Annotated in this window: 23 protein-coding genes; 4 read left to right on the forward strand and 19 right to left on the reverse strand. The window is 68.2% G+C overall.

The features are described 5' to 3' along the window. Positions 1 to 3: 3 nt before the first annotated feature. The 19 genes from WC971_06610 to WC971_06700 all read right to left on the reverse strand — a co-directional run bounded on the left by WC971_06610 (position 4) and on the right by WC971_06700 (position 20,143). The gene (locus WC971_06610) at positions 4 to 303 is read right to left on the reverse strand and encodes a YerC/YecD family TrpR-related protein (GenBank protein ID MFA5844483.1); all 300 of its coding nucleotides are present in this window, start codon (positions 301 to 303) and stop codon (positions 4 to 6) included. 71 nt (positions 304 to 374) lie between these two features. Then, complete coding sequence (locus tag WC971_06615) at positions 375 to 1,124, reverse strand: fumarylacetoacetate hydrolase family protein (protein ID MFA5844484.1); 750 nt, start codon at positions 1,122 to 1,124, stop codon at positions 375 to 377. An 80-nt stretch (positions 1,125 to 1,204) separates the two neighbouring features. After that, positions 1,205 to 2,794 (reverse strand): citramalate synthase, encoded by a 1,590-nt coding sequence (cimA, locus tag WC971_06620; GenBank protein MFA5844485.1) that lies wholly within the window; start codon positions 2,792 to 2,794, stop codon positions 1,205 to 1,207. Positions 2,795 to 2,810: 16 nt separating this feature from the next. After that, positions 2,811 to 3,725: a branched-chain amino acid transaminase gene (locus WC971_06625; protein ID MFA5844486.1), complete on the reverse strand. Its 915-nt coding sequence runs from the start codon at positions 3,723 to 3,725 to the stop codon at positions 2,811 to 2,813. Between the two features lie 62 nt (positions 3,726 to 3,787). After that, the gene (gene leuB, locus WC971_06630) at positions 3,788 to 4,849 is read right to left on the reverse strand and encodes a 3-isopropylmalate dehydrogenase (protein ID MFA5844487.1); all 1,062 of its coding nucleotides are present in this window, start codon (positions 4,847 to 4,849) and stop codon (positions 3,788 to 3,790) included. 96 nt (positions 4,850 to 4,945) lie between these two features. Beyond that, positions 4,946 to 5,443, reverse strand: a complete 498-nt coding sequence (locus WC971_06635; GenBank protein MFA5844488.1) for a 3-isopropylmalate dehydratase small subunit — start codon at positions 5,441 to 5,443, stop codon at positions 4,946 to 4,948. A gap of 9 nt (positions 5,444 to 5,452) precedes the next feature. Continuing rightward, positions 5,453 to 6,721, reverse strand: coding sequence for a 3-isopropylmalate dehydratase large subunit (gene leuC / locus WC971_06640; GenBank protein ID MFA5844489.1), 1,269 nt, complete (start codon positions 6,719 to 6,721; stop codon positions 5,453 to 5,455). A gap of 4 nt (positions 6,722 to 6,725) precedes the next feature. Beyond that, entirely contained in the window at positions 6,726 to 8,267 is a 1,542-nt protein-coding gene (locus WC971_06645; protein ID MFA5844490.1) for a 2-isopropylmalate synthase, read from the reverse strand. A 52-nt stretch (positions 8,268 to 8,319) separates the two neighbouring features. Further along, complete coding sequence (gene serA / locus WC971_06650; GenBank protein ID MFA5844491.1) at positions 8,320 to 9,903, reverse strand: phosphoglycerate dehydrogenase; 1,584 nt, start codon at positions 9,901 to 9,903, stop codon at positions 8,320 to 8,322. A 3-nt stretch (positions 9,904 to 9,906) separates the two neighbouring features. After that, the gene (locus WC971_06655; GenBank protein ID MFA5844492.1) at positions 9,907 to 11,052 is read right to left on the reverse strand and encodes an alanine--glyoxylate aminotransferase family protein; all 1,146 of its coding nucleotides are present in this window, start codon (positions 11,050 to 11,052) and stop codon (positions 9,907 to 9,909) included. A gap of 10 nt (positions 11,053 to 11,062) precedes the next feature. Continuing rightward, positions 11,063 to 12,058, reverse strand: coding sequence for a ketol-acid reductoisomerase (ilvC, locus tag WC971_06660; GenBank protein MFA5844493.1), 996 nt, complete (start codon positions 12,056 to 12,058; stop codon positions 11,063 to 11,065). 43 nt (positions 12,059 to 12,101) lie between these two features. After that, entirely contained in the window at positions 12,102 to 12,587 is a 486-nt protein-coding gene (gene ilvN, locus WC971_06665) for an acetolactate synthase small subunit (GenBank protein MFA5844494.1), read from the reverse strand. After that, positions 12,588 to 14,333 carry a biosynthetic-type acetolactate synthase large subunit gene (gene ilvB, locus WC971_06670; GenBank protein MFA5844495.1) on the reverse strand — a complete coding sequence of 582 codons (1,746 nt, stop codon included), beginning with the start codon at positions 14,331 to 14,333 and terminating at the stop codon, positions 12,588 to 12,590. It lies immediately after the preceding gene. Continuing rightward, positions 14,330 to 15,988, reverse strand: a complete 1,659-nt coding sequence (gene ilvD / locus WC971_06675) for a dihydroxy-acid dehydratase (protein MFA5844496.1) — start codon at positions 15,986 to 15,988, stop codon at positions 14,330 to 14,332. The genes ilvB and ilvD overlap by 4 nt, the downstream gene beginning before the upstream one ends. Before the next feature lie 438 nt (positions 15,989 to 16,426). Further along, positions 16,427 to 17,605: a hypothetical protein gene (locus WC971_06680; protein ID MFA5844497.1), complete on the reverse strand. Its 1,179-nt coding sequence runs from the start codon at positions 17,603 to 17,605 to the stop codon at positions 16,427 to 16,429. Positions 17,606 to 17,631: 26 nt separating this feature from the next. Beyond that, positions 17,632 to 18,723 (reverse strand): isocitrate/isopropylmalate dehydrogenase family protein, encoded by a 1,092-nt coding sequence (locus WC971_06685; protein ID MFA5844498.1) that lies wholly within the window; start codon positions 18,721 to 18,723, stop codon positions 17,632 to 17,634. Between the two features lie 79 nt (positions 18,724 to 18,802). Next, complete coding sequence (locus tag WC971_06690) at positions 18,803 to 19,444, reverse strand: hypothetical protein (GenBank protein MFA5844499.1); 642 nt, start codon at positions 19,442 to 19,444, stop codon at positions 18,803 to 18,805. Positions 19,445 to 19,558: 114 nt separating this feature from the next. Then, positions 19,559 to 19,843 (reverse strand): YdeI/OmpD-associated family protein, encoded by a 285-nt coding sequence (locus WC971_06695; protein ID MFA5844500.1) that lies wholly within the window; start codon positions 19,841 to 19,843, stop codon positions 19,559 to 19,561. Between the two features lie 96 nt (positions 19,844 to 19,939). Then, positions 19,940 to 20,143, reverse strand: a complete 204-nt coding sequence (locus WC971_06700; protein MFA5844501.1) for a cold-shock protein — start codon at positions 20,141 to 20,143, stop codon at positions 19,940 to 19,942. A 208-nt stretch (positions 20,144 to 20,351) separates the two neighbouring features. Between WC971_06700 and WC971_06705 the strand changes: the two genes are divergently transcribed. The 4 genes from WC971_06705 to WC971_06720 all read left to right on the forward strand — a co-directional run bounded on the left by WC971_06705 (position 20,352) and on the right by WC971_06720 (position 23,830). Continuing rightward, entirely contained in the window at positions 20,352 to 21,056 is a 705-nt protein-coding gene (locus WC971_06705) for a response regulator transcription factor (protein MFA5844502.1), read from the forward strand. After that, positions 21,053 to 21,979, forward strand: coding sequence for a HAMP domain-containing sensor histidine kinase (locus WC971_06710; GenBank protein ID MFA5844503.1), 927 nt, complete (start codon positions 21,053 to 21,055; stop codon positions 21,977 to 21,979). The genes WC971_06705 and WC971_06710 overlap by 4 nt, the downstream gene beginning before the upstream one ends. Positions 21,980 to 22,043: 64 nt before the next feature. Further along, the gene (locus WC971_06715) at positions 22,044 to 23,030 is read left to right on the forward strand and encodes an ABC transporter ATP-binding protein (GenBank protein MFA5844504.1); all 987 of its coding nucleotides are present in this window, start codon (positions 22,044 to 22,046) and stop codon (positions 23,028 to 23,030) included. After that, a complete protein-coding gene (locus tag WC971_06720) occupies positions 23,027 to 23,830 on the forward strand; it encodes an ABC transporter permease (GenBank protein ID MFA5844505.1) in 804 nt (267 codons plus the stop codon). Before WC971_06715 ends, WC971_06720 begins: the two co-directional genes overlap by 4 nt. The last annotated feature ends 2 nt before the right edge of the window (positions 23,831 to 23,832 follow it).

The following is a 23,832-nucleotide window of genomic DNA, read 5'->3' on the forward strand; positions in this document are numbered from 1 at the left end:
GCGCTAGCGCCCGCCCTCCCCTACGACCCGCAGAGCGGCCGAGTATCCGTCGGCGCCGTAGTTCAGACACCGGTTCACCCGGCTGATGGTCGTCGTCGAAGCTCCTGTGACCTCGCGCACGCGCGTGTAGTGCTCACCGGCGGCGAGCATGCGCGCCACGGCGAGCCGTTGCGCCATCTCTTGGATCTCGCGGACGGTGCACAGGTCCTGGAGGAAGGCCCAGGTCTGGTCGGGGTCGTCGAGGCCGGACAGCGCCGCGAGCAATGTGTCGACCTCAGCGGTCCTCAATCGGTCGGGACACATGCGCGGAACCTCGCTTCCAGCGGCGGGGGCGGTCGAGCGACATCGCCATGGTACCACCCACCGGAGGGTCTTTAGACGACCTTGTTCGCGAGTCCCCCGATACCCTCGATGCGGACCTCGATCACGTCCCCGCGGACCATCGGCCCGACGCCCTTCGGGGTCCCCGTGAGGACCACGTCACCGGGGAGCAGCGTCATGACGTGGCTGATGTGGCTGACCAACGTGGGGACGTCGAAGATCATGTCCGAGGTCGGCGACGACTGCCGCAGCTCGCCGTTGAGGTACGTCTGGACGACGAGTTCGGCCGGTTCGACGTCGGTCTCGACCCAGGGACCGAGCGGGCAGAAGCCGTCGAAGCCCTTCGCCCGCGTCCACTGCCCGTCCTTGCGCTGGAGCTCGCGCGCGGTCACGTCGTTCGCGCAGCAGTACCCGAGCACGTGTGCGAGCGCCTCTTCGGCCGCGACCTTGTGGGTCCGGCGCCCGATGATAACGGCGAGCTCCCCCTCGTAGTCGATCGACTCGACGCCGTCGGGCATGTGTATCTCACCGTACGGGCCGTTGATGGCCGTAGGCGGCTTGAGGAAGATGACGGGCTCGTCGGGGATCTTGTGCCCCATCTCCTTGGCGTGGCCGCGGTAGTTGATGCCGACGCACACGATCTTCGTCGGGATCGCCGGCGCGAGCAGCTTCGCCTGGTGCAGCGGGACGACGCCTTCCGGCTCCCACGCGGCGAAGGGCTCGTCCGAGATGAGCGTGATGTCGGACTCGTCGGCGAGACCGTATCTCACGTCCTCGTCGGTGAAGATACGAACGACTCTCATCGGTGTCCCCCCGGGATCCGCCCCTCTTTGCGTTCATTCTCCGTAAGCATCGGACTCCCTGCACGCCGGTGGGAAGGTCCTCAGGACGGTTCCCCGCCACGTGGGTGGGCCAGACCGTACTCGACGGCGTCGACGAGCGCCTCCCACGACGCCTCGATGATGTTCTCCGACACGCCGACCGTGCCCCAGCTCTTCGCGCCGTCGGCGGACTCGATGAGCACGCGCGTCACCGCGCCGGTGCCCTTCTTCTCGTCCAGCACGCGGACCTTGAAGTCGGTGAGCTCGATCTCGCCCAGGTGCGGGTAGGAGTTGCCGATCGCGATGCGCAGTGCCTTGTCGAGCGCGTTGACCGGGCCGTTGCCCTCCGCGGTGGCGATGTGGCGATCGCCGCCGACGTGGATCTTGACGGTCGCCTCGGTCATCACTCGGCCGTCCTCGCGCTGCTCCATGAGGCAACGGAAGCTCTCTAGGCGGAAGAAGGGCTCGTACGTCCCGAGCGCCTTGCGAAGCATGATCTCGAGGCTGGCGTCGGCGGCCTCGAAGGAGTAGCCGCGATGCTCCTTCTCCTTGATGGCGTCGAGCACGCTGTTCACGGTCACCGGGTCGCCATCGAGGTCGAGGCCCATCTCGCGCGCCTTGACGGTGATGCTCGCCCGGCCCGCGAGTTCGCTCACGACGACCCGGGCGAGGTTGCCCACCGCCGAGGGATCGACGTGCTCGTAGGCTTCTCGCAGGCGCTGTGAGCCCGACGCGTGCACGCCTCCCTTGTGAGCGAAGGCGCTCACGCCCACGTAGGGCTGGTGCGGGTAGGGCGAGAGGTTCGCGGTCTCGGCGACGAAGTGGCTCACCTCGGTGAGGAGCTTCAACTGCTCGGAGGTGACGCATCCCCTCCCCATCTTGAGAGCGAGTGCCGGCAGGATCGCCGTCAGGTCCGCGTTCCCGGCCCGCTCTCCGTAGCCGTTGATGGTCCCCTGCACCTGCGTGCAGCCGGCTTCGACCGCGAGCAGCGAGTTCGCGACCGCGCAGCCGCCGTCGTCGTGCGTGTGGATACCCAGGGGCGTCGCGAGCGCCCCCGCGACGGCGCGCGTCACGCTCGCCACCACGTGCGGGAGCATCCCCCCGTTCGTGTCGCAGAGCACCACCGCGTCCGCACCCGCGTCGGCGGCGGCGCGGCAGACGGCGAGCGCGTATCCGGCGTCGGCGCGGTAGCCGTCGAAGAAGTGCTCCGCGTCGAAGAAGACCGTCTTCCCCGCCGCCTTCAGGAAGCCGACGGTCTCGCCGACCATCCGCAGGTTCTCGTCGAGGGTCGTCTTGAGCGTCTCGGTGACGTGAACGTCCCACGCCTTGCCGAAGACGCATACCGCCGAGGTGCCCGCCCCGAGCAGCGCGGCGAGTCCCGGGTCGTCCCCGGGGGCGGTGCTCTTGCGGCACGTCGCCCCGAAGGCGGTCACGATCGCGTGCGAGAGCCCGAGCGACCCGACGCGAGCGAAGTACTCGTCGTCCTTGGGGTTGGCGCCCGGGAACCCTCCTTCGACGTAGTCGACGCCGAGGTCGTCGAGGCGCGCGGTGATGCGCAACTTGTCCTCCACGGACAGCGACAGGCCCTCCCGCTGCGTGCCGTCGCGCAACGTCGTGTCGTAGATGGTGACCCGCGTGCCGCGCCCTTCCATGGGGAAGCCTCTCGCCCTACAGCCGGTCGAGCCAGTCCTCGTACTCGGGATTCCCGCCGCGCACGACGTCGAAGAACGTCTTCTGCAGCTCGAGGGTGATCGGACCGGGGTCGCCGATGACGCGATGGTCGACCGAACGGACCGGGACGACCTCGGCGGCCGAACCCGTCATGAACATCTCGTCCGCCTGGTAGAGGTCGGTCCGGACTAGCGAGCCCTCCATGACGTCGTAGTCCATGTCGACGGCGATCTGCATGATGGAGTCGCGCGTGATGCCGTCGAGGATGCCGTCCGAGATCGGGGGCGTGACGATGATACCGTCGCGGATGACGAAGAGGTTCTCGCCGGTGCCCTCGCAGACCTTCCCCTCCTCGTTGAGCATGATCGCCTCGGCGTAGCCGTGCTCGTTCGCCTCGATGCGCGCGAGAGACGAGTTCAGGTAGTTCCCGGTCGACTTGATCTGCGGAGGCATCGAGTTGCTGCCGCGCTGCCGCCACGAGGAGATCCCCACGTCGACGCCGTGCGCCAGGGCATCCTCGCCGAGATAGGTGTCCCACGGCCAGACCGCGATAGTCACGCTCACGGGAGCGGGCATCGGATCGAGTCCCATCACTCCGTACCCCCGGAACGCGATCGGCCGGATGTAGCACTGCTCGAGGCCGTTCGCACGGATGGTCTCCTTCGTCGCGTCGACGAGCTCGCCGACGGAGTACCCGAGGTCCATGCGGATCATCTTCGCCGAGCGCTGGAGCCTCTCGATGTGGTCGATGAGACGGAAGACCGCCGGCCCGTCGGGCGTCGCGTAGCAGCGGATGCCCTCGAAGACGCCGGAGCCGTAGTGGAGCGCGTGGGTGAGGACGTGGACCTTGGCGTCGGCCCAATCGACGAGCTTCCCGTCCATCCAGATCTTGTCGACCGCCTCGAGTCCCATGGCCATCCCCTTCCACTCACCCTCTTGGTGTCGTAACAGTGTACGCGACGGTGGACGTGCTGCTAGACCCGCTCGGCGATCAGGTCCCCCATGCGGGCGGTGCCGACGAGCTCCTTGCCCTCCTGCATGATGTCCTTCGTGCGATAGCCGTCGGCGAGCACACTCTCGACCGCCCCTTCGATCGACGCGGCCTCAGCCTCCAGCGCGAAGGAGTAGCGCAGCATCAGGGCTCCCGAGAGCACCGTGGCGGTGGGGTTCACGACGTCCATGCCGGTGTACTTCGGTGCGCTGCCGTGGCTCGGCTCATAGAGACCCGGCCCGTCGCCGAGCGAGGCCGATGCCAGCATGCCGAGCGACCCGGAGAGCATGGACGCCTCGTCGGAGAGGATGTCGCCGAACATGTTCGAGGTCACGACCACGTCGAACTGCCGCGGGTTCTTCACCAGCTGCATGGCGCAGTTGTCGACCAGCAGGTCCCACAGCTCGACATCGGGGTAGTCCGCGGCCGTCCTGTGCGCGACCTCGCGCCACAGGCGCGACGCCTCGAGGACGTTCGCCTTGTCGACGGAGCACACGTTGGACGTCTTCCGCACCCGCGCCAGCTCGCAGGCCTTGCGCACGATGCGCTCGATCTCGTAGGCGTGATACTGCTCGGTGTCGTACGCCATGTCGCCGACCCGCTCGCGCTTGCCGAAGTAGATCCCGCCCGTGAGCTCGCGCACGATCATGATGTCCACGCCGCGGATGACGTCGGGCTTGACGGTGGAACTGTCGATGAGCGCATCGAATATCTTCACCGGCCGCAGGTTCGCGTACAGCCCCATCGCCTTCCGGATGCCCAGGAGCCCCTGCTCCGGCCGGACTCCGCCGGGATCGGTGGTGTCCCACTTCGGCCCGCCGATGGCGCCGAGGAGCACGGCGTCGCGATCGCGGCAGACCTCCAGGGTCGCTTCGGGCAGCGGATCGCCGGTCGCGTCTATCGCGGCGCCACCGATGAGCGCCTCTTCGTACTCGAAGGTGTGACCGCACTTCGAGCCGACCGCGTCCAGGACCTTGACCGCCTGAGCGACTATGTCCGGCCCGATGCCGTCACCCGGCAGGACCGCTATCCGATACCGCGCCACATCGACCTCCGTCTTCTTCGCCCCAAGAGGGCCCCTTGTCGTGAACGGCCAGTCTAGCATGGGCACAACGCCGGCCGGCGGCGCCCCGCTTCCGCCCTACCGCCCCGCGATCTTCTCCCGCGTCGCCTCGATGAGCCCGCCTCGCTCGATGATCGCCTTCACGAAGGGCGGGAACGGTCGCGCCTGCCACGACTCGCCCGTCGTGAGGTCCGTGACCGTGCCGGTGTCGGCGTCGACCGCGACCCGGTCCCCGTCGCGGATGCCGTCTACGGCCTCCGGGCACTCGAGGATGGGAAGGCCCGTGTTGATGGCGTTGCGGTAGAAGATGCGAGCGAAGCTCTTCGCGACCACGACGCTCACACCCGCGGCCTTGATGGCGATCGGAGCGTGCTCCCGGCTCGACCCGCACCCGAAGTTCTCGTCCGCGACGAGGAGATCGCCGGGAGCGACCTTCGCGGTGAACCCGGGGTCGAGGTCCTCCATGCAGTGCTTCGCCAGCTCGGCGGGATCGGACGTGTTCAGGTAGCGCGCGGGGATGATCACGTCGGTGTCGACGTCGCGGCCGTAACGGTGCGCGGTGCCCTCGAATCGCATGGCGCCTCCCTACTCCAGGTCCGTCGGCAGGGCGATGTGACCGGCGACGGCGGTCGCTGCCGCCACGGCCGGGGACGCGAGGTAGACCTCGCTGCGCGGGTCTCCCATGCGTCCGACGAAGTTGCGGTTCGTGGTGGACAGCGCACGCTCGCCGGCGGCGAGGACGCCCATGTGCCCGCCGAGGCACGGCCCGCACGTCGGCGTCGAGACAGCCGCGCCGGAGTCGATGAAGACGTCGAGCAGGCCTTCCGTCATGCAGTCGCGATACACCTGCTGGGTCGCGGGGATGACGATGAGCCGCACGTCGCGATGGACCTTGCGGCCCTTCAGGACGCTCGCCGCGATGCGCATGTCCTCGATGCGGCCGTTGGTGCACGAGCCGATGACGACCTGGTCGACGGTCACTTCGCGAGCCTCCCGCACGGGACGCGTGTTGCTCGGAAGATGCGGGAAGGCCACGGTCGGCTCGATGGCCGCGGCGTCGATGTCGATCACTGCGGCGTACGCCGCGTCGGGATCGGAGTGGGCTATCTCGTACGCGCGCTCGGCGCGGCAGTCGACGTACGCCCGCGTGTGCTCGTCGAAGGCGATCACACCGTTCTTGCCGCCGGCCTCGATCGCCATGTTGCAGATGGTGAAGCGGTCGTCCATCCCCATGCGCGCGATCGTGTCCCCGGTGAACTCCATCGACTGATAGAGCGCTCCGTCGACGCCGATCGTGCCGATGACGTGGAGCACGAGGTCCTTACCGGACACCCACTCTGCGAGATGTCCTGTCACGCGGAAGAGGATCGAGGCCGGCACCTTGAACCACGCCTCGCCGGTCGCCATGCCCGCGGCCGCGTCGGTGCTCCCCACGCCGGTCGCGAACGCCCCGAGCGCACCGTACGTGCACGTATGGCTGTCCGCCCCTATGACGACGTCGCCGGGGACGACCACGCCCTGCTCGGGCAGGAGCGCGTGCTCCACCCCCATGCACCCGACCTCCCAGTAGTGCGTGATGCCCTGCTCGCGCGCGAAATCGCGGACGATCTTCGCCTGCTCGGCCGACTTGATGTCCTTGTTCGGCACGTAGTGGTCGGGCACGAGCGCGACCCGCGTCGGATCCCAGACGCTCTCGACGCCGATGCGCCGGAACTCCCGTATCGCTATCGGAGCCGTCACGTCGTTCGCGAGCACGAGGTCGAGCCGGCACTCCACGAGCTGCCCGGGCACGACCTCCGGCAGTCCCGCGTGCGACGCGAGCAGCTTCTCCGTGATGGTCATCGGGCGAGACATGGCGTCACACCTCCTCGGAGACCGTCGGGCGGACGGAGACGAGCAGCCGGTTGAGGGCGTTCATGTACGCCTTGGCCGACGCGACGATGATGTCGGAGTGCGCGCCGCGGCCGGTGAAGACGCGACCGTCCTCGCTCGTGATACGGATCGTGACCTCGCCGAGCGCGTCGATGCCGCGAGTCACCGCCTGGACGCTGAACTCCGACAGGTCGTTGGGCACCTTGACGACACGGTTGATCGCCTTGTACACGGCGTCGACCGGACCCGTACCCTGGCTCGAATCGATGACATGCTCGCCGTCGCGCGTGACGAGCTCGACCGTCGCCGTCGGGATGCCCGGGTCGCCGCCCATGAAGTGCACCTGCTCGAGGTGGAAGACCTCGTCGAGCGTGCGCTCGCTCTCGCCGACCAGCGCCTCGAGGTCCTCGTCGTAGATCTCCTTCTTCTTGTCCGCCAGCTCGAGGAAGGACGCGTAGACGCGCTCGAACTCGTCGTCGTGGAGTTCGAAGCCCAACTCCTCGAGACGATGCTTGAGAGCGTGACGGCCACTCCTGGCGGTGAGCACGATCGAAGAGCCGCCGGCGCCGACATCCGCCGGATCGATGATCTCGTAGGTGGAACGCTCCTTGAGCACTCCGTCCTGATGGATGCCGCTGCTGTGCGCGAACGCGTTCGCTCCGACGATCGCCTTGTTCGGCTGCACGCGGATGCCCGTGATGGTGGTGACGAGCCGGGAGGCCCGCATGATCTCGCGGGTCCGGATGGAGGTGTCGACGCCGAAGTACTGCGCGCGCTGACGCAGCGCCATCACCACCTCCTCGAGCGAGGTGTTCCCGGCGCGTTCGCCGATGCCGTTGACCGTGCATTCGATCTGCCGGGCGCCGTTGCGCACGCCCGCGAGCGCGTTGGCGGTGGCCATGCCGAGGTCGTTGTGGCAATGCACCGACACGACGACGTCTTCGATACCCGCGACGTGCTCGAAGAGGCCGCCCACGAGGGACCCGAACTCCTCCGGGTACGTGTAGCCGGTCGTGTCCGGGATGTTCACCGTCGTCGCACCCGCAGCGATCACCGCCTCGATCATGCGGTAGAGGAAGGCGGGCTCGGCGCGCCCGGCGTCCTCCGCGTAGAACTCGACGTCGCCGACGAAGGAGCGGGCGAGCTTGACGGCCGCGACCGCGCGCTCGAGGGCCTCGTCCTCGCCGATGCGGAGCTTGTCTCGCAGGTGGCTGCCGGAGACGCCGATGCCGGTGTGGATGCGCGGCCGCTTCGCGTTCGCGAGCGCCTGTGCCGCCGTCTCGATGTCCTGCCCTACGGCGCGGGAGAGCGCGCACACGACGCACGCGTCCCCCACCTCGGACCCGATCCGAACGACGCTCTCGAAGTCGCCGGGGCTCGAGATCGGGAACCCGGCCTCGATGATGTCGACGCCTAGGCGCACGAGCTGCCTTGCGATCTCCAGCTTCTCGGCCGTGTTCATGCTCGCGCCCGGCGATTGCTCGCCGTCGCGCAGGGTCGTGTCGAAGATCCTTACCCTGTCTTCCACGTCGCGCGCCTCCCTCCGAGATACCGGCGTGCCCTTCTCAGGGACCGCTCTCCTACAGTTCCACGCTCCAGACGCCCTCGATACCGGCCTCGCCCACGATCTCCTCGAGCAGGCCGGGACCGACGGGGGTGTCGACGTTGATGCCCATGAGGGCGACACCGCCACGCTTGGTTCGACCTACCTGCATCGACGCGATGTTGATCTTGTTCGCTCCAAGGATCGTCCCGACCTTGCCGATCATCCCCGGCCGGTCGGCGTAGCGGAAGAACGCCATGAACTTGCTCGGCGCCATGTCGAGGTCGAAGTCGTAGAGGCTCACGAGACGCGGCTCGTTGCGCTTCCCGATGAGCGTCGCCCCGATCGCGACCGGGCCGTCCTCGGTTATCGCGCGCACCTCGATCAGGTTGACGTAGTCCTTGCTCTCGCCCTGCTTCGTCTCGGTGACCTTGATGCCGCGCTGCTCCGCGTAGTGGTTCGCGTTGACGAAGTTCACCGCTTCCGGCGTCACCATCGAGAGCAGACCCTTGAGCACGGCGGTCTTCAGGATGCGCGTATCGAGCGCGGCGATCCCGCCGAGGAAGCGGACCTCTAGCTCGGACACGTGCCCGCGCACGACCTGCTCGACCATGCGGCCGAGCGACTCGGCGATGCCGAACCACGGCTTCAGCGCGTCCATGAGTTCCGGAGCGACCGGCACGATGTTCACGGCGGTCGAGACGAACTCTCCCATGAGCCCCGCCGCGACCAGCTCCGCGATCTGGACGCCCGCGCGGTCCTGCGCCTCGTCCGTCGACGCGCCGAGGTGCGGCGTGAGGATGACGTTCGCGACTCCGTGCAGGGCCGACTCCGTACAGGGCTCGACCTCGTAGACGTCGATGCCCGCCGACGCGACCTTGCCGGAGGCGAGCGCCTCGACGAGCGCCTCGTTCTGGTAGATGCCGCCGCGCGCCGTGTTCACCAGCCGCACGCCGTCCTTCATCTTCGCGAACTGCTTCGCACCGAACATGCCGATGGTCTCTTTCGTCTTCGGCAGGTGGACCGTGATGAAGTCGGCGCGCGCGAGCAACGCGTCGAGTGTGACGACCATCTCGATGCCCATCTGAGCGCCACGCTCCTCGGAGACGTACGGGTCGAAGGCGACCACGTGCATCCCGAGACCCTTCGCGCGCTCGGCGACGAGAGCGCCGATGCGGCCGAGGCCGACGATGCCGAGCGTCTTCTCGTACACCTCCGCGCCCGTGAACTTGCTGCGCTCCCACTTGCCGGCGTGCATCGATGCGTTGGCCTGCGGGATCTTGCGGGCGCTCGCGAGCATGAGCGCGATGGTGTGCTCCGCCGCCGAGACGATGTTGCTCGTCGGGGCGTTGCAGACGACGACACCTCGCTCGGTCGCGGCTTCGACGTCGACGTTGTCGACGCCCACTCCGGCGCGACCGACGATCTTCAGCTTCGCGCCCGCCTCGATGACATCACGCGTCACCTTGGTCGCCGAGCGCACGATGAGCGCGTCGTAGGCCGGGATCGTCGCGATGAGTTCCTCGGGCGTCAGGCCCGTCTTGACGTCGACCTCGAAGTGGGCCTTGAGCTTCTCGATGCCCGCGTCCGCGAGCGTCTCGGATACCAGGACCTTGAGCATCTTCTACTCCCCCATGAATACGGATTCGGCGGCCTTGATGCCCGCACCGCGCTCGAACGCATACCCCATCTCGGAGAGGGTCATCTCGAGTGCCGCGAGCGTGGTGATGATGTCGAACTCCCCGAAGTAGCCCAGATGCCCCACCCGGAAGATGCGCCCGGCATAGTCGTCCTGACCGCCGGCGATCGTGACACCGTACTTGTTCTTCATGATCGAGACGATCTTCTTGCCGTCGACGCCGTCGGGCACCCAGACCGGCGTGACGGCGGAGCCGCGGCCTCCCTCGGGCGCGAACAGGGCGAGCCCCAGCGCCTCGCAGCCGCGGCGGGTCGCCTCTGCGAGACGGGCATGGCGGGCGATCACGCCTTCCAGTGTCTCCTCGCGCATCATGCGCACGGCCTCGACGAGTCCGATGACGAGCGAGACCGGCGGCGTGAACGGCGTCGTCTCCTTCTCGAGGTTCTTCTTGTAGCGCATCCAGTCGAAGTAGAACTTCGGCAGGGTGGAACGCTCGTAGGCGCGCCAGGCCTTCTCGGAGACCGACAACGCGGCCAGCCCGGGCGGGAGCATGAGGCCCTTCTGCGAGCCGGTCATCACGACATCGAGCTTCCACGCGTCGGTGCGGCACGGCACGGCGCCGATGCCGGTGATCGAGTCGACGATGAAGACGCAGTCGGGGTACTCGGCGACGATCGCGCCGATCGCCTCGACGTCGTTGAGCACGCCCGACGACGTCTCGGACTGTACGACGACGACGCCGCGAACGGCAGGATTCTCCACGAGCGCGGTCGCGATGTCCGTCGGATCGACGGCCGTCGTCCACTCGTAGCGCAGGTCGACGACGTTGAGCCCGTAGACCTTGGCGAGCTGCGCCATGCGGTCTCCGAACTTGCCGTTGCGGGCGACCACGACGGTGTCGCCGGCGCAGAAGCAGTTCGCGAAGGCGGACTCCATAGCACCCGTTCCCGAGCACGCCATGACGAGCACGTCGTTCTCGGTCTCGAAGACGTACTTGAGCCCTTCGACGGCCTCCATGAGCGCAGCCGAGAAGTCCGGCGTGCGATGGTGGATCATCGGCCGGGCCTGCGCGAGCAGGACCTCGGCCGGTACCGGGGTCGGACCCGGCGTCATCAGGTACTTCTTCTGCACGGTGTCTCTCCTAGTCCTTCGGTATCCAGCTGAACATGCCACGCAACTGCCCGCCGACCTCTTCGATGTACGTCTGGGCGTGGATGCGGCGCATCGCCTTGAAGTGCGGCTGGCCGGCCTTGTTCTCGAGGATCCAGTCGCGCGCGAACTCGCCGCTCTGGATCTCGGCGAGCACGCGGCGCATCTCCTCGCGCGTCTCCTCGGTCACGATGCGGGGTCCGGTGGCGTAGTCGCCGTACTCGGCTGTGTTGCTGATGGAGTGGCGCATCTTGGCCATGCCGCCCTCGTACATGAGGTCGACGATGAGCTTCAGCTCGTGGAGACACTCGAAGTAGGCGATCTCGGGCTGGTAGCCCGCCTCGACGAGCGTCTCGAAACCGGCCTCGACCAGATGCGTCGCGCCGCCGCAGAGCACCGCTTGCTCGCCGAAGAGGTCGGTCTCGGTCTCCTCCGCGAAGGTGGTCTCGATGACGGCCGCACGAGCGCCGCCGATGCCGAGCGCCCACGCGAGCGCGATGTCCTTCGCCTTCCCGGAGGCGTCCTGGTGCACCGCGATGAGGCACGGCACGCCGCTGCCCTCGGTGAAGACGCGACGGACCATGTGTCCCGGACCCTTCGGCGCGATCATGACCACGTCGACACCCTCCGGCGCCTCGACCTGGCCGAAGTGCACGTTGAAGCCGTGCGCCCACGCAAGCACCTTGCCGGGCGTCATCGACTCGTGGATCTCCGAGTAGTAAACGTGGCTCGCGAGTTCGTCCGGCACGAGCATCATCACTATGTCGGCCTCGGCCGCGGCCTCTCGCGGCGTCATGACCTTGAGCCCGCCCTCCTTGACCTTCTCCCACGAAGCCGACCCGGCACGGAGGCCGACCCGGACGTCGCAACCGGAGTCGTGCAGGTTCAGAGCGTGCGCGTGCCCCTGACTCCCGAACCCGATGACCGCTATCTTGCGGCCCTTGATGAGCGACAGGTCGCAGTCCTTCTCGTAGTAGACGTTCGCCATGCTCTTGACCCTCCTCGTATCCCGTGACCGGCAGTGCCGGCCCTCACGCGTCCCTGGCTCCGCGCGACAGGGCGATCCGCCCCGTGCGCGCGAGCTCCTTGATGCCGTATGCCCGCAAGAGGTCCTCCATCGCGAAGAGCTTGTCTCCCGCGCCCGTGGCCTCGATGGTCAGGGTGTTGCGCCCTACATCGACGATCTTCGCCCTGAAGACGTTGGCTATCTCGATGACCTCGTGACGGCGATCGGGAGGCGCGTTCACCTTGTAGAGAACGAGTTCCCGATCGATCATGTCCTTCGGATCGAGGTCCTGGATCTTGATGACGTTGATCAGCTTGTGCAGCTGCTTCGTGATCTGCTCGAGCGGAGTGTCCTCCGCGCTCACCACGAGCGTGATGCGCGAGAGCGACGGGTCCTCCGTGACGCCGACCGCGAGCGAGTCGATGTTGAACCCGCGCCGGGAGAACAGCGACGTGACCCGTGTGAGCACGCCGGGCTTGTTCTCCACCAGCACGGAGAGTGTGTGCTTCATCTACTCCCACACCTCCTCTAGCAGCTCGCCGTCGAGCATCTCCGAGACGGGACCGCCGGGTATCCCGCCCAGCATCTCGTCGATGGAGCCCCCTGGAGCGACCATCGGGTAGACGCACTCCTCCGGCGTGACGCGGAAGTCCACCAGCGCCGGACCGTCATGGTCGAACGCCGCGACGAGCGCGGCGTCGATCCCGCCGGGGTCCGTGACCCGGCTCCCGTGCCACCCGTACGCCTCGGCGAGCTTCACGAAGTCCGGGCAGTCCGGCAGGACCGAGGAGGCGTAGCGGCGGTCGTAGAAGAGTTCCTGCCACTGGCGGACCATCCCGAGGAACCCGTTGTTGAGCAGCACAACCTTCACCGGCAACTTCTCGATGGACGCTGTCGCCATCTCCTGGCTGTTCATCTGGATCGAGCCGTCGCCCGCGATGTCGACGACGAGGTAGCCGGGCCGCCCCAACTGCGCACCGATCGCCGCCGGCAAGCCGAAGCCCATCGTGCCGAGGCCTCCAGAGGAGACCCAGGTCCGCGGTTCGCGGATCCGCATGTACTGACATGCCCACATCTGGTTCTGCCCGACCTCCGTGCACACCACGGTCGGCCGGTCCTTCGTCAGCTCGCGCACGCGCTCGACCACGAGCTCGGGCATGACGAGCTCGTCGGACGGGTGGTAGTGGAACGGGTAGCGCGCGCGCCAGTCGTCGATGAGGCGCATCCACGCCTCGGTCCTCGGCTCGGCGCCCATCTTGCGCAACTCCGCGACTATCGCGGCGAGCACGTTGCGCGCGTCGCCGACGATCGGCACGTCGACGGGACGGTTCTTGCCGATCTCGGCCGGGTCGATGTCGACGTGGATGACCTTGGCCTTCGTCGCGAACGTCGCGAGCTTGCCGGTCACGCGGTCGTCGAAGCGCACGCCGACTGCGATGAGCAGGTCGGTCTCCGTGATGGCGTAGTTCGTGTACTTGCCCCCGTGCATGCCGGGCATCCCTACGAAGAGGTGATGATCCTCAGGGAAGACGCCCTTGCCCATGAGCGTGGTGACGACGGGGAGCTGCATGAGCTCGGCGAGCTCCTTGAGCTCCTTCCATCCCTCGGAGGAGAGCACGCCCCCGCCGGCGTAGAGAAGCGGCTTGCGCGCTCTCGCGATGAGCTGGGCGGCCTGCTTGATCTGCTTCGCGTGGCCCTTGTACGTCGGCTTGAAGCCCGGCAGGTTCACGGACTCGGGATGGTGGTACGACAGCTCGCCCTTGCTCACGTCGACCGGGAGGTCGACCAACACGGGGCCCGGACGTCCCGTCGTGGCGATGTGGAACGCCTCCGCGATCACGTCGGGCAGGTCCGCGGGATCCTTGACGAGGTAGTTGTGCTTGGTGACGGGGATCGTGATCCCCGTGATGTCGGACTCCTGGAAGGCGTCCGTGCCGATGACGTGCGTCGCCACCTGCGCGGTGATGACCACGAGCGGGATGGAGTCCATGTACGCGTTCGCGATGCCGGTGACCGTGTTCGTCGCGCCGGGACCGCTCGTCACGATGCCCACACCCGGCGACCCGGTGACGCGCGCGTAGCCGTCGGCGGCGTGTATCGCGCCCTGCTCGTGCCGCGGCAGGACACTGCGGATAGCCTTCGAGTCGTAGAGCGCGTCGAAGATCGGCAGCGCAACGCCTCCCGGGTACCCGAAGAGGACCTCGACCCCCTCCTGCTCCAGCGAGCGGACCAGGGCCTGCGCGCCCGTCATCCTCATGACACCACCGCCCCTTCATCGGCGCTTCCGACCGTACGCGCGTAGCGCGCCAGATAGCCCGACGTGACGCTGGGCTCCGGCGCCGTCCAATCGCGCCGGCGCATCGCCAGACGCTCCTCCGTGACCTCGAGGGTGATCGTACCCGCGTCGATGTCGATGGTGATGTCGTCACCCTCCTCGACCAGCGCGATCGGGCCGCCATCGGCCGCTTCCGGGCAGACGTGACCGACGGCCGGCCCCTTCGTGGCGCCGGAGAACCGTCCGTCCGTCACGAGCGCGACCGACGACGAGAGCCCCATGCCGGAGATGGCCGCCGTCGGCGTGAGCATCTCGCGCATACCGGGGCCGCCCTTCGGACCTTCGTATCGGATGACGACGACGTCACCCTCGACGATGCGCTTGCCGAGGATCGCCTCGACAGCCGCGTCCTCGGAATCGAATACGCGCGCCGGACCGGTGTGCCGTCGCATCTCGGGACCGACGGCCGACTGCTTGATGACGGCGCCGGCGGGCGCAAGGTTGCCGCGCAGCACGCGCAGACCACCCTCGGGATAATACGGGTCTTCCAGCGTGCGGATGACCGCCCCGTCCGCAGCGGGGGCCGCGGCCGCGGTCCTGCCGATGTCGTCTCCGGTGACCGTCATCGCGCCCCGGCGCACGAGCCCGGCACGGTCGAGCTCGCGCAGGATGGCGGGAACGCCGCCGACCGCGTACAGGTCCTGCATGTGGTACTCGCTCGCAGGGGAGACGCGCACGAGGTTCGGCGTCGCGGCGCTCACGGCGGACCAGTCGTCGAGCGTGACCGGACAGCCCGCCTCGCTAGCTATCGCCGTGAGGTGGAGCACCGTGTTGCTCGACCCGCCGAACGCCATGTCGAGCGTCATCGCGTTGCGCACCGCGTCGGCGGTCATGATCGAGCGGGCCGTGACACCCCTCTCGAGCAGCCGCATCACGGCCATGCCGGCCCGCTTCGCGAGCCGGATCCTCTCGGAGTAGACCGCGGGGACCGTGCCGTTGCCCGGCAGCCCCATGCCGATCGCCTCGGTCAGGCAGTTCATCGAGTTCGCGGTGAAGAGACCGGCGCAGCTCCCGCACGTCGGGCAGGCCGCGTCCTCGAGTTCCGCCATGTCCAGTTCGCTCATCTCGCCCGCGCGCACCTTGCCGACAGCGGTGAAGACCGTGTCGAGATCGACGTCCCTCCCGCGGAAGCGCCCGGCGAGCATCGGGCCGCCGGAGACGACGACCGTCGGCAGGTCGAGGCGAGCGGCGGCCATCAGCATCCCGGGAACCACCTTGTCGCAGTTCGGGATGAGGACCACCGCATCGAACGCGTGAGCCGCGACGGCGAGCTCGACCGAATCCGCGATCACCTCGCGGCTCGGCAGCGAGTAGCGCATGCCCTCGTGGTTCATCGCGATGCCGTCGCAGATGCCGATCGTGGACAGCTCGAGCGGCGTTCCGCCCGCGATGCGCACGCCGGTCTTCACGGCGTCGGCGATGGCGTCGAGTTGCAGGTGGCCCGGGATGACCTCGTTGGCCGAGGAGACGACGGCGACGAGCGGCCGGGCTATCTCCTCGTCGATAAGACCGTCGGCCTTGAGCAGGCTACGGTGTGGTGCCTTGGCCAGGCCCGTCTTCATGCGGTCGCTGCGCAGCTCCATATGCCCTCCTCACGGGCCGGGGCCGCCGCTTCGCGCCGCACGAGCGGATGCGGTGTCGATCTTTGGTGGCGGGGAGAGACGAAAGGACCGCGGTGCGCGCTTCGCCCCTCCCAGGGACGAGAACGACTGCTCCCGCGGTACCACCCCGCTTGACGCGCCCGAAAAAGCGCGTCCACTCGTACGGCAGGTAACGGATGCCACCGACCCGGCCTACTGGTCCCGGCTCCCCGCGGAGGTCGTCCGCGATGGGGCTTGCCGGTACGTTCTTCCGGGTGGCTCGGGGGCCAGATTCGAAGCATCCCATGCCGGGTTCCCACCGTCCCCGGCTCTCTGTGGAAGGGATTGGCCTCTACTACTCCCCGTCGACGCCACTCACTCTATGGATGTTGAGAGCGGAGTATACCCCTGCTGGATGGACGAGGCAAACGCGCGTCAGAGTCCCGCTTGCGGAACGACGAGCCGCACGCCCGTGCCGTCGGGAGCGCAGCTCAAGAGGTCCGTCCGCTGTCCTTGGAACGCGTTGCCCTCGATGAAGTAGAGCCGCGAGCCGTCCGACGACCAGCACAGCGGGTAGCCGTCGCGGCGCAGCGAGACGGTACGCAGCCCGGTCCCGTCGGCGCGCACGACCATCACACGCGAGTACCCATCGTCTCCGACCGCGGCGAACGAGATCCTGGCGCCGTCGGGCGAACGGCAGAGGCTGGCGTAGGCGTAAGCGGCAGGGTCCGCGGGAGGACCGACGAGCCTGCGCGCGTCCGTGCCGTCGAGCGCGAGCGACCAGACGCCGGCGGGCGTCGAGCCTTCGGCCGAAGGCTCGTTGGCGACGAAGATCCGCGTGTTCGAGACCGCGACGTCCATAGCGGCGCCGGGCGCGTGCAGGATACGGGAGACGGAACCACCGATCGAGACGAGGACCGCGTCATCCGTCGCGAGCGCGACGAGAACGTTCCCGTCGGGCGAGAGCGCCGGCGCCGAGCCGACACCCAAGACGGTCGAGCCCGTGCCGTCCCTGCGCACGCGCGTGATCGTGGGTCCGTCCGGGGAGCTGAAGACGACGCTCGCGCCGTCCGGCGCCCAGACGGGGCGGTCCGGCCGGGCCCGGCCGAGTGTCCGGGACAGCCCGGTCATCACGTCGACGATGACGAGCGGGCCGCCCTGTCCGTCGACGAACGCGATGGCGGCGCCGTCCGGGGATATCGCGAAGGGCCCGTCCGAGGAGCGCCGCACGACACGGATATGCCTGCCGTCCTCGTCGGCGACCCACAGCGCGCCGGACCGGCGGAACGCGACTCGCGGCACCGCCGCCACCGTCGAAGCGGCCGCCCCGGGAACGGTCGGGAGCGCGGACGGACTCGATGCAGACGAGCCGGAGGCGGGCGTGCTCGTGGTCGCGGTGGCCGGGATGTACGCTCCGGGAGTCGGTTCGGCCGACGGCCGCGGACCTCCACGGCGGGCGTCCGCGGCGAAGAGCACCGACGCTACGACGATCCCGAGGACGCTCACCACGGCCAGACTCAGGCCGGCGATGGCGAGAGCGCCGAGCCGCCGCTGCGGCACGGGCCGCAGTTCGGGTGCCCCGTCGAGCGCCCCTCGGCTCTCGTCCTCTTCCACTTCGTCCTCTCGTCCGCGCGTTACCTCTAAAGTGCCGCGATCACGGCATCGGCGTACGCGGAAGTGCCGATGCTTCCTGCGGTGCTCCCCGTGTTGGTGCGCTTGATGTCGTACGTGACCGACGTCCCAGCCGCGAGCACGGTCCTCACGGCACAGAGCACACGGTCCGCGGCGTCCTTCTCGCCGAGATGCCTCAGCATGAGGACGGCGGAGAGGATCTCGGCCGTCGGGTTGGCGACGTCCTGGCCTGTGTACTTGGGCGCCGAACCGTGGACCGGCTCGAACACCGCGCACTCGGAGCCGATGTTCGCGCCCGGGGCGATGCCGAGCCCGCCGATGAGGCCCGCGGCGAGATCGGAGACGATGTCGCCGTAGAGGTTGGGCAGCACCAGGACGTCCCAGCGCTTCGGCTGGAGCACGAGCTGCATGCACGTCGCGTCGACGATGTAGTCCTCGAACTCGATGCCGCTGTCCGCGTATCCCGCGGCGACCTCCCGCGCGACCTTCAGGAACAGCCCGTCGGAGTGCTTCAGGATGTTCGCCTTATGGATGGCCGAGACCTTCTTGCGCCCGTTGGAGATGGCGTACTCGAAGGCGTACTCCACGATCCGGCGCGAGGCGGTCACCGAGATGGGCTTGAGCGAGATGCCGGAGTCCGGGCGGATCGTTCCGGCGCCCTGCTCGGCGACCCACGCGATGAGCTCGGCGGCGGCGGCACTCCCCTGCTCGAACTCGATGCCCGCGTAGAGGTCCTCGGTGTTCTCGCGAACGATCACGATGTCGATATCGTCGTAGCGCGCCCCGGTGCCCGGTATCGAGAAGGAGGGACGCAGGCAGACGTACAGGTCCAGCTCCTTGCGCAGTGCGACGTTCACGCTGCGGAAGCCGCTGCCGACGGGCGTCGTTATCGGCCCCTTGATGGCTACCTTGTTGCGCCGGATCGACTCGAGCACGTGCTCGGGAAGAGGCGTGCCGTACTTCTCCATGACATCGGCACCGGCTTCGACCGGCTCCCACGTGATATCCACGCCGGTAGCCTCGACCACACGCCGCATGGCGTGCGTGATCTCCGGTCCGATGCCGTCGCCGGGGATGAGTGTGATGGTGTGCTTCGCCAACGCTGCCTGCCTCCGTCGTGTGCCGTCGCGTCATGCGAGTGTACGACGACGCGGCGGCGCCTCGCCAGACGGTAGGGACCTACCCCGAGGCGCGATGGGCGAGCAGCACCACGCGCTGAGCCCGCCGGCGGACGAGCGATCGCGGATGGTTGGCGTCCGCTTCGACCACCGAGGCGGCGGCACGCTTTATCTCGGGTGATGCCGCCCCTTCGCACAGCAGGACGAGGCCGCCGAGCATCGCGGGGTACTCCGGATCGCCGTGGTAGCAGCGGAGCGCCTCGTCGAGCAAGGGCCACACCTTGCCGGCGCGGTTCGCGGTCGTCGCTCCCAGGGCGGCGAGCATGCGGAAACCGGCGGCGCGCACGACGCCGGACGAAGCGTCGTGGAGCGCGAGACTCGCCGACGCGACCGCCTTCTCCACCCCGCGCGGGTCGAAGGGCACGAGCGCCTCGAGCGCGCCCAGGACCTCCCAGCGAGTCTGCGGCTCGGGACGTTCCAGGGCGTCGATGAGCTCGGCGACGTGGGGCTTGAGGACGGCGGGAGCGATCAGTGCGACCTCGTGTACCGCCCCTGCGGCGCGGATGCGTTCGTGACGCTCCTCCTGAGCGAGGAGGGCGATCAGCGAAGCGAGCGACGCGGGATCCTCGACGGCAAGACGCGCGACCTCGGCCTTGTCCACCTCGGGGGCCTGTTTCGCGGACTTGGTCACAGCCTTGGCCACGACGTGTACCCTCCCTCCGGTCGCGCGAGCGACCGTCCGATGTGTCCGGGGAAGCGGATCCCCATGCTCTCTAGAAGTGTTCCACAAACCTGGGACGGGTGTACAAGTCCTCACTCACTTCTCGCGCTTCGCCCTGCGGGGGCGATACGGCATGTTCATGTACAGGTCACCTCGTTCGAGCTCGGCCAGCATCTGCCGGAGACGGCCCTGCCGCGTCTCTTCGCGTCTCGCGCGCGTGATCCAGCCGATGTAGTCGTTGCGCTGATAGGGCGGCCTTTCCAGATAAGCTCCGGCGAGACCTTCCCGATCGAGCGCCTCCTGCACGTATCCCGGCATCGGATACCTGGGTCTTCCTGGCACACCCGCCGACACCGGGACGCGCCGCCTCGCCTGGGCCATCCGCCTCACCCCTCCCGCCGAGTATACCGCGCCCCCGAAAGGAAGAGCCGGACGATCCCGAAGGATCGCCCGGCTCTCGGAAGTCCTGGCCTGCGACTAGATCGCGCGCACTGCCGTGGCCTGCTGCTTGCCGTTCTGGCCTGTGGCCTCCGTGAAGGAGACGGCCTGACCCTCGTCGAGGCTCTTGAAGCCCTCGCTCTGGATCTCGGAGAAGTGGACGAACAGGTCGTCGCCACCATCCCGCTCGATGAAGCCGTAACCCTTGTCAGCGTTGAACCACTTGACCTTGCCTTCTGCCATTCAAACCCATCCTCTCGCCCCAACGGGGCAAAACAAAACGACGTGACTGCCGCCAGAATGCGGTGTGTCACGTCGCAATCCATACGAGCCCCTACGGCCCGCCTGAGGGCAGTATAGCACGTCTCGCGCGAAAAGCGGAACGGGGGTCCGCCAGAGCATGCTCCTTCTGTGCGACCATGGAGCAGGCGGGCGATGGAGGGGGACTTCCGTGAGGGGCCGCATCATCGTGGTCGACGACGAACCGGCCATTCTCGAGGTGGTGAGGCTCAACCTCGAGGCCGAGGGGTACGAGGTGGTCGCGGCCGCCGATGCCGCGAGCGCCCTCCGGGCATTGGACGAGCACCCATGTGTCCTCGCCGTGCTCGACGTCATGCTTCCCGACATGGACGGCATCGAACTCGCCCGTCGCCTGCGGGACCGCTCCGACATCCCGATCGTGATGCTCTCCGCTCGAGACTCCGACATCGACAAGGCGGTCGGTCTCGGAGTCGGCGCCGACGATTACGTCACGAAACCGTTCAGCCCGATCGAGCTCGTCGCCCGCGTCAAGGCGCACCTCCGCCGCTACGAGGCGGCGAGCACTCCGAACGGCTCCTCGGGCGAGACGATCGAGGTCGGACCGGTCCGGATGGACCTCGCCCGTCATCGCGCGACGGTCTGCGGTGTCGAGGTCGAGCTGACCGCGAAGGAGTTCGACATCCTGCGCCTTCTCGCCGAGAACCCTGGGCGCGTGTACACGAAAGCGCAGATCTACGAGGGCGTATGGGGCGAGGACGCGTTCGGTGACCTCGCCACCGTGCAGGTGCATGTGCGGCGCCTGCGCACGAAGATCGAGGAGCATCCCGAGGACCCCGCCCTCATCACGACCGTCTGGGGCATCGGGTACCGGTTAGAGGAGGGCACTGCGAGATGACGTGGCCGCTCTTGCTGGCGATCGCTGCGGCGCTCGTCGCGGCCTTCTCGGCCGGACTGGCGGTCGGGCTACTGCGGACACGCGCGCGCATGCGGCGTGTCTCCGAAGGCATCGCTGAGCTGGCCGCCGGCAACCTCGCTCATCGGATCATCCTGCCCGGAGGCGACGAGGCCGCGTGTATGGCCGAGGACGTCAACCGGCTGGCCGACGCGATCCAGGTCGAGCGCGAGGCCGCATCCTCCTGCGACGCGTCGCGGCGGCTGCTGCTCGCCAACGTCTCGCACGACCTGCGCACGCCGATCACGTCGATCGCCGGCTACGTGGACGCGCTGCAGCGCGGCCTCGGCGACGAGCCCGACCGCTACCTCGCCGTCATCGGCGCGAAAGCCGACGAACTCGCGCAGCTCACCGACGACCTCTTCTACGAGGCGCGTCTCGATGCGGGCGACCTCACGCTGAAGCGCTCGCGACTCGACCTCGCCGAGGCCGTGCGCCGCTCCGTGCTCGGGTTCGAGCCGCAGCTCGTCGGCATGGGCGTGCGCGTGGACGTCGACATACCCGAGGATCCCTGCTTCGTCGAGGCGGACCCCTCAGCCGTGACCCGGATCCTGTCGAACCTCGTCGCGAACGGCGTCCGGCACGGCGAAGGCATGACCGCGTTCTCGGTCGCGATGCTGAGCCTCGACGCCGACCACGTCGTGCGCGTCGGCAACGACGGCCCGCGGCTCCCCGAAGACGCGAGCCACCTGTTCGAGCGCGGCGCTACCGGCACCGGGGGCGGTGCCGGCCTCGGCCTGTCGATCGCGCGCGAGCTCGCCGAACGCATGGGAGCGACCGTCGTCGCGGAGAACACCTCCGAGGGAGGTGTCGCCTTCACGCTCACGTTCCCGAAGGCGCCGAGGAGCGAGTTCAGCGGATCGTAAGGTTCACGCAAGACCTCCTTCAGGCGCCTGCTGCATCATGAGAGCGGGAGGAAGGTGAACGCCGATGAACGGGAACGGCGGCAGCGGCGAAATCGTCATCCGCACCGAGGGACTGACCAAGCGCTACAGGGATGTCCTGGCGGTCGACGGCCTCGCGCTCACGGTCCACCGAGGAGAGGTCTACGCGTTCCTCGGCCGGAACGGTGCGGGCAAGACGACCACGATCCGCATGATGCTCGCGCTCGCGAAGCCCGACGCGGGCTTCGTCGAGATCCTCGGCATCCGGATGCGGCCCAACACCGTGCGCGCCTTCGAGCGGATCGGGTCGATGGTGGAGACACCCGGAGCCTACGGGAACCTGACCGTGCGCGAGAACCTCGACATGCAGCGCGACCTGCTCGGTCTTCGGCGCACGCACTGGGTCGACGAGGTCATCGAGATGTGCGACCTCGGCCAGTACCTCGACAGACGGGCGGGCACACTCTCTCTCGGCAACAAGCAGCGCCTGGGACTCGGCCGCGCGCTCCTTCACAAGCCCGAGATCCTCATCCTCGACGAGCCGACCAACGGGCTCGACCCGGTCGGCATCGCCGACATCCGCAACATCCTCAAGCAGCTCGCTTCCGAGCGGGGCATCACCGTGTTCCTTTCGAGCCACATCCTCTCCGAGGTCCAGCAACTCGCCACCCGCATCGGCATCATCCACGGGGGGCGCCTGATCGAGGAGATCGGCTACGACGAGCTGCGGCAGCGCAACCGCGAGTTCCTCGAGTTCACGGTCACCGACGCGAAGCGCGCCGCCTGGGTGCTCGAGGAGAGGTGCGGCGTGACGGACTTCGCCGTGCGCGAGGAGGGCGCGGTGCGAGTCTACCGGGAGTTCGAGCGCTCCGACGAGTTCAATCGCGCGCTCGTTGAGGCAGGCGTCGGGATCTCCGCCATGCGCATGTCCGAGGAGAACCTCGAGGACCACTTCGTTAAGCTCACGGGCGGTTCCGACACCGAGGAACCGCCGCAGCCGGCACACAGGGGGAAGCGGGGGTGGCGGCGATGATGCGCGCGCTGGCGGCCGAGTTCGGGAAGCTCAAGCACTCGCGCATGCCCCTGTGGACCGCTCTGGCGGTGCTCGGCTACGAGGCGATCAACCTGGCCCTGATGCCGGTGATGAAGGACCCGGCCACCGTCGCTAAGATGGCCTCAGCCGGCGGAGGCTTCGGCAAGGCGCTCGCGACGGGCATGTACGCGCCGACGTGGGAGAACTTCCTGCGCTTCGGCGCGCAGGGGATCTCCGGGGCCTGGGGGCTGTACCTGTTCGGGCTCGCCGCCGCCTATCTGTTCGGGCGGGAGTCCCGGGAGGGCACCGCGGGCACCATGCTCACACTGCCGGTGCGGCGGGAGTACTTCGTGGTGGCGAAGATGACGGTGCTCGCCGTGTGGGCTCTCGGTCTCACGCTGCTCTCCTCTGTGCTTCACGTCGGCGTCGTAGCACTGATCGGTGCGGATGGGTTCGCGTGGGCGCACGTGGCGAAGAGCCTCGCCGACACCCTCACGGTAGCGCTCCTCGTCTACCTCACGATGCCGTTGGTCGCATGGTTCGCCCTGCTCGGGAGGGGCTACCTGCCCCCGATGCTGTTCTGCGTCGCGATGAACATGACGGGCATGGCGCTCGTGCAGACCAGCGACCTGTCGAGCTACTTCCCGTGGAGCATGCCGGTGAACTTCATCGGAGCGTCGTGGATGCCGGTGCCACCGTCCCCACTCGTCGCCGGCTCATGGGCGGTCGCCGCGGTGTGCTTCGCCGCAGGGCTCGCCCTGGTGATGTGGCGGGCGGACCGCGTGGATGCGGCACGGTAGGG

This window comes from Coriobacteriia bacterium, assembly GCA_041658765.1.
Taxonomy (GTDB): domain Bacteria; phylum Actinomycetota; class Coriobacteriia; order Anaerosomatales; family JBAZZO01; genus JBAZZO01.

Bases quoted from the DNA above. Each gene is read 5' to 3' on its own strand.
- WC971_06700 (MFA5844501.1), bottom strand. From the start codon at position 20,143: ATGGCAGAAGGCAAGGTCAAGTGGTTCAACGCTGACAAGGGTTACGGC.
- serA (MFA5844491.1), bottom strand. From the start codon at position 9,903: ATGCTCAAGGTCCTGGTATCCGAGACGCTCGCGGACGCGGGCATCGAG.
- WC971_06695 (MFA5844500.1), bottom strand. From the start codon at position 19,843: ATGGCCCAGGCGAGGCGGCGCGTCCCGGTGTCGGCGGGTGTGCCAGGA.
- WC971_06615 (MFA5844484.1), bottom strand. From the start codon at position 1,124: ATGAGAGTCGTTCGTATCTTCACCGACGAGGACGTGAGATACGGTCTC.
- cimA (MFA5844485.1), bottom strand. From the start codon at position 2,794: ATGGAAGGGCGCGGCACGCGGGTCACCATCTACGACACGACGTTGCGC.
- ilvC (MFA5844493.1), bottom strand. From the start codon at position 12,058: ATGGCGAACGTCTACTACGAGAAGGACTGCGACCTGTCGCTCATCAAG.
- ilvN (MFA5844494.1), bottom strand. From the start codon at position 12,587: ATGAAGCACACACTCTCCGTGCTGGTGGAGAACAAGCCCGGCGTGCTC.
- WC971_06635 (MFA5844488.1), bottom strand. From the start codon at position 5,443: ATGCGATTCGAGGGCACCGCGCACCGTTACGGCCGCGACGTCGACACC.
- WC971_06715 (MFA5844504.1), top strand. From the start codon at position 22,044: ATGAACGGGAACGGCGGCAGCGGCGAAATCGTCATCCGCACCGAGGGA.
- WC971_06610 (MFA5844483.1), bottom strand. From the start codon at position 303: ATGTGTCCCGACCGATTGAGGACCGCTGAGGTCGACACATTGCTCGCG.
- ilvB (MFA5844495.1), bottom strand. From the start codon at position 14,333: ATGAGGATGACGGGCGCGCAGGCCCTGGTCCGCTCGCTGGAGCAGGAG.
- WC971_06720 (MFA5844505.1), top strand. From the start codon at position 23,027: ATGATGCGCGCGCTGGCGGCCGAGTTCGGGAAGCTCAAGCACTCGCGC.
- WC971_06710 (MFA5844503.1), top strand. From the start codon at position 21,053: ATGACGTGGCCGCTCTTGCTGGCGATCGCTGCGGCGCTCGTCGCGGCC.
- leuC (MFA5844489.1), bottom strand. From the start codon at position 6,721: ATGTCTCGCCCGATGACCATCACGGAGAAGCTGCTCGCGTCGCACGCG.
- WC971_06625 (MFA5844486.1), bottom strand. From the start codon at position 3,725: ATGGGACTCGAGGCGGTCGACAAGATCTGGATGGACGGGAAGCTCGTC.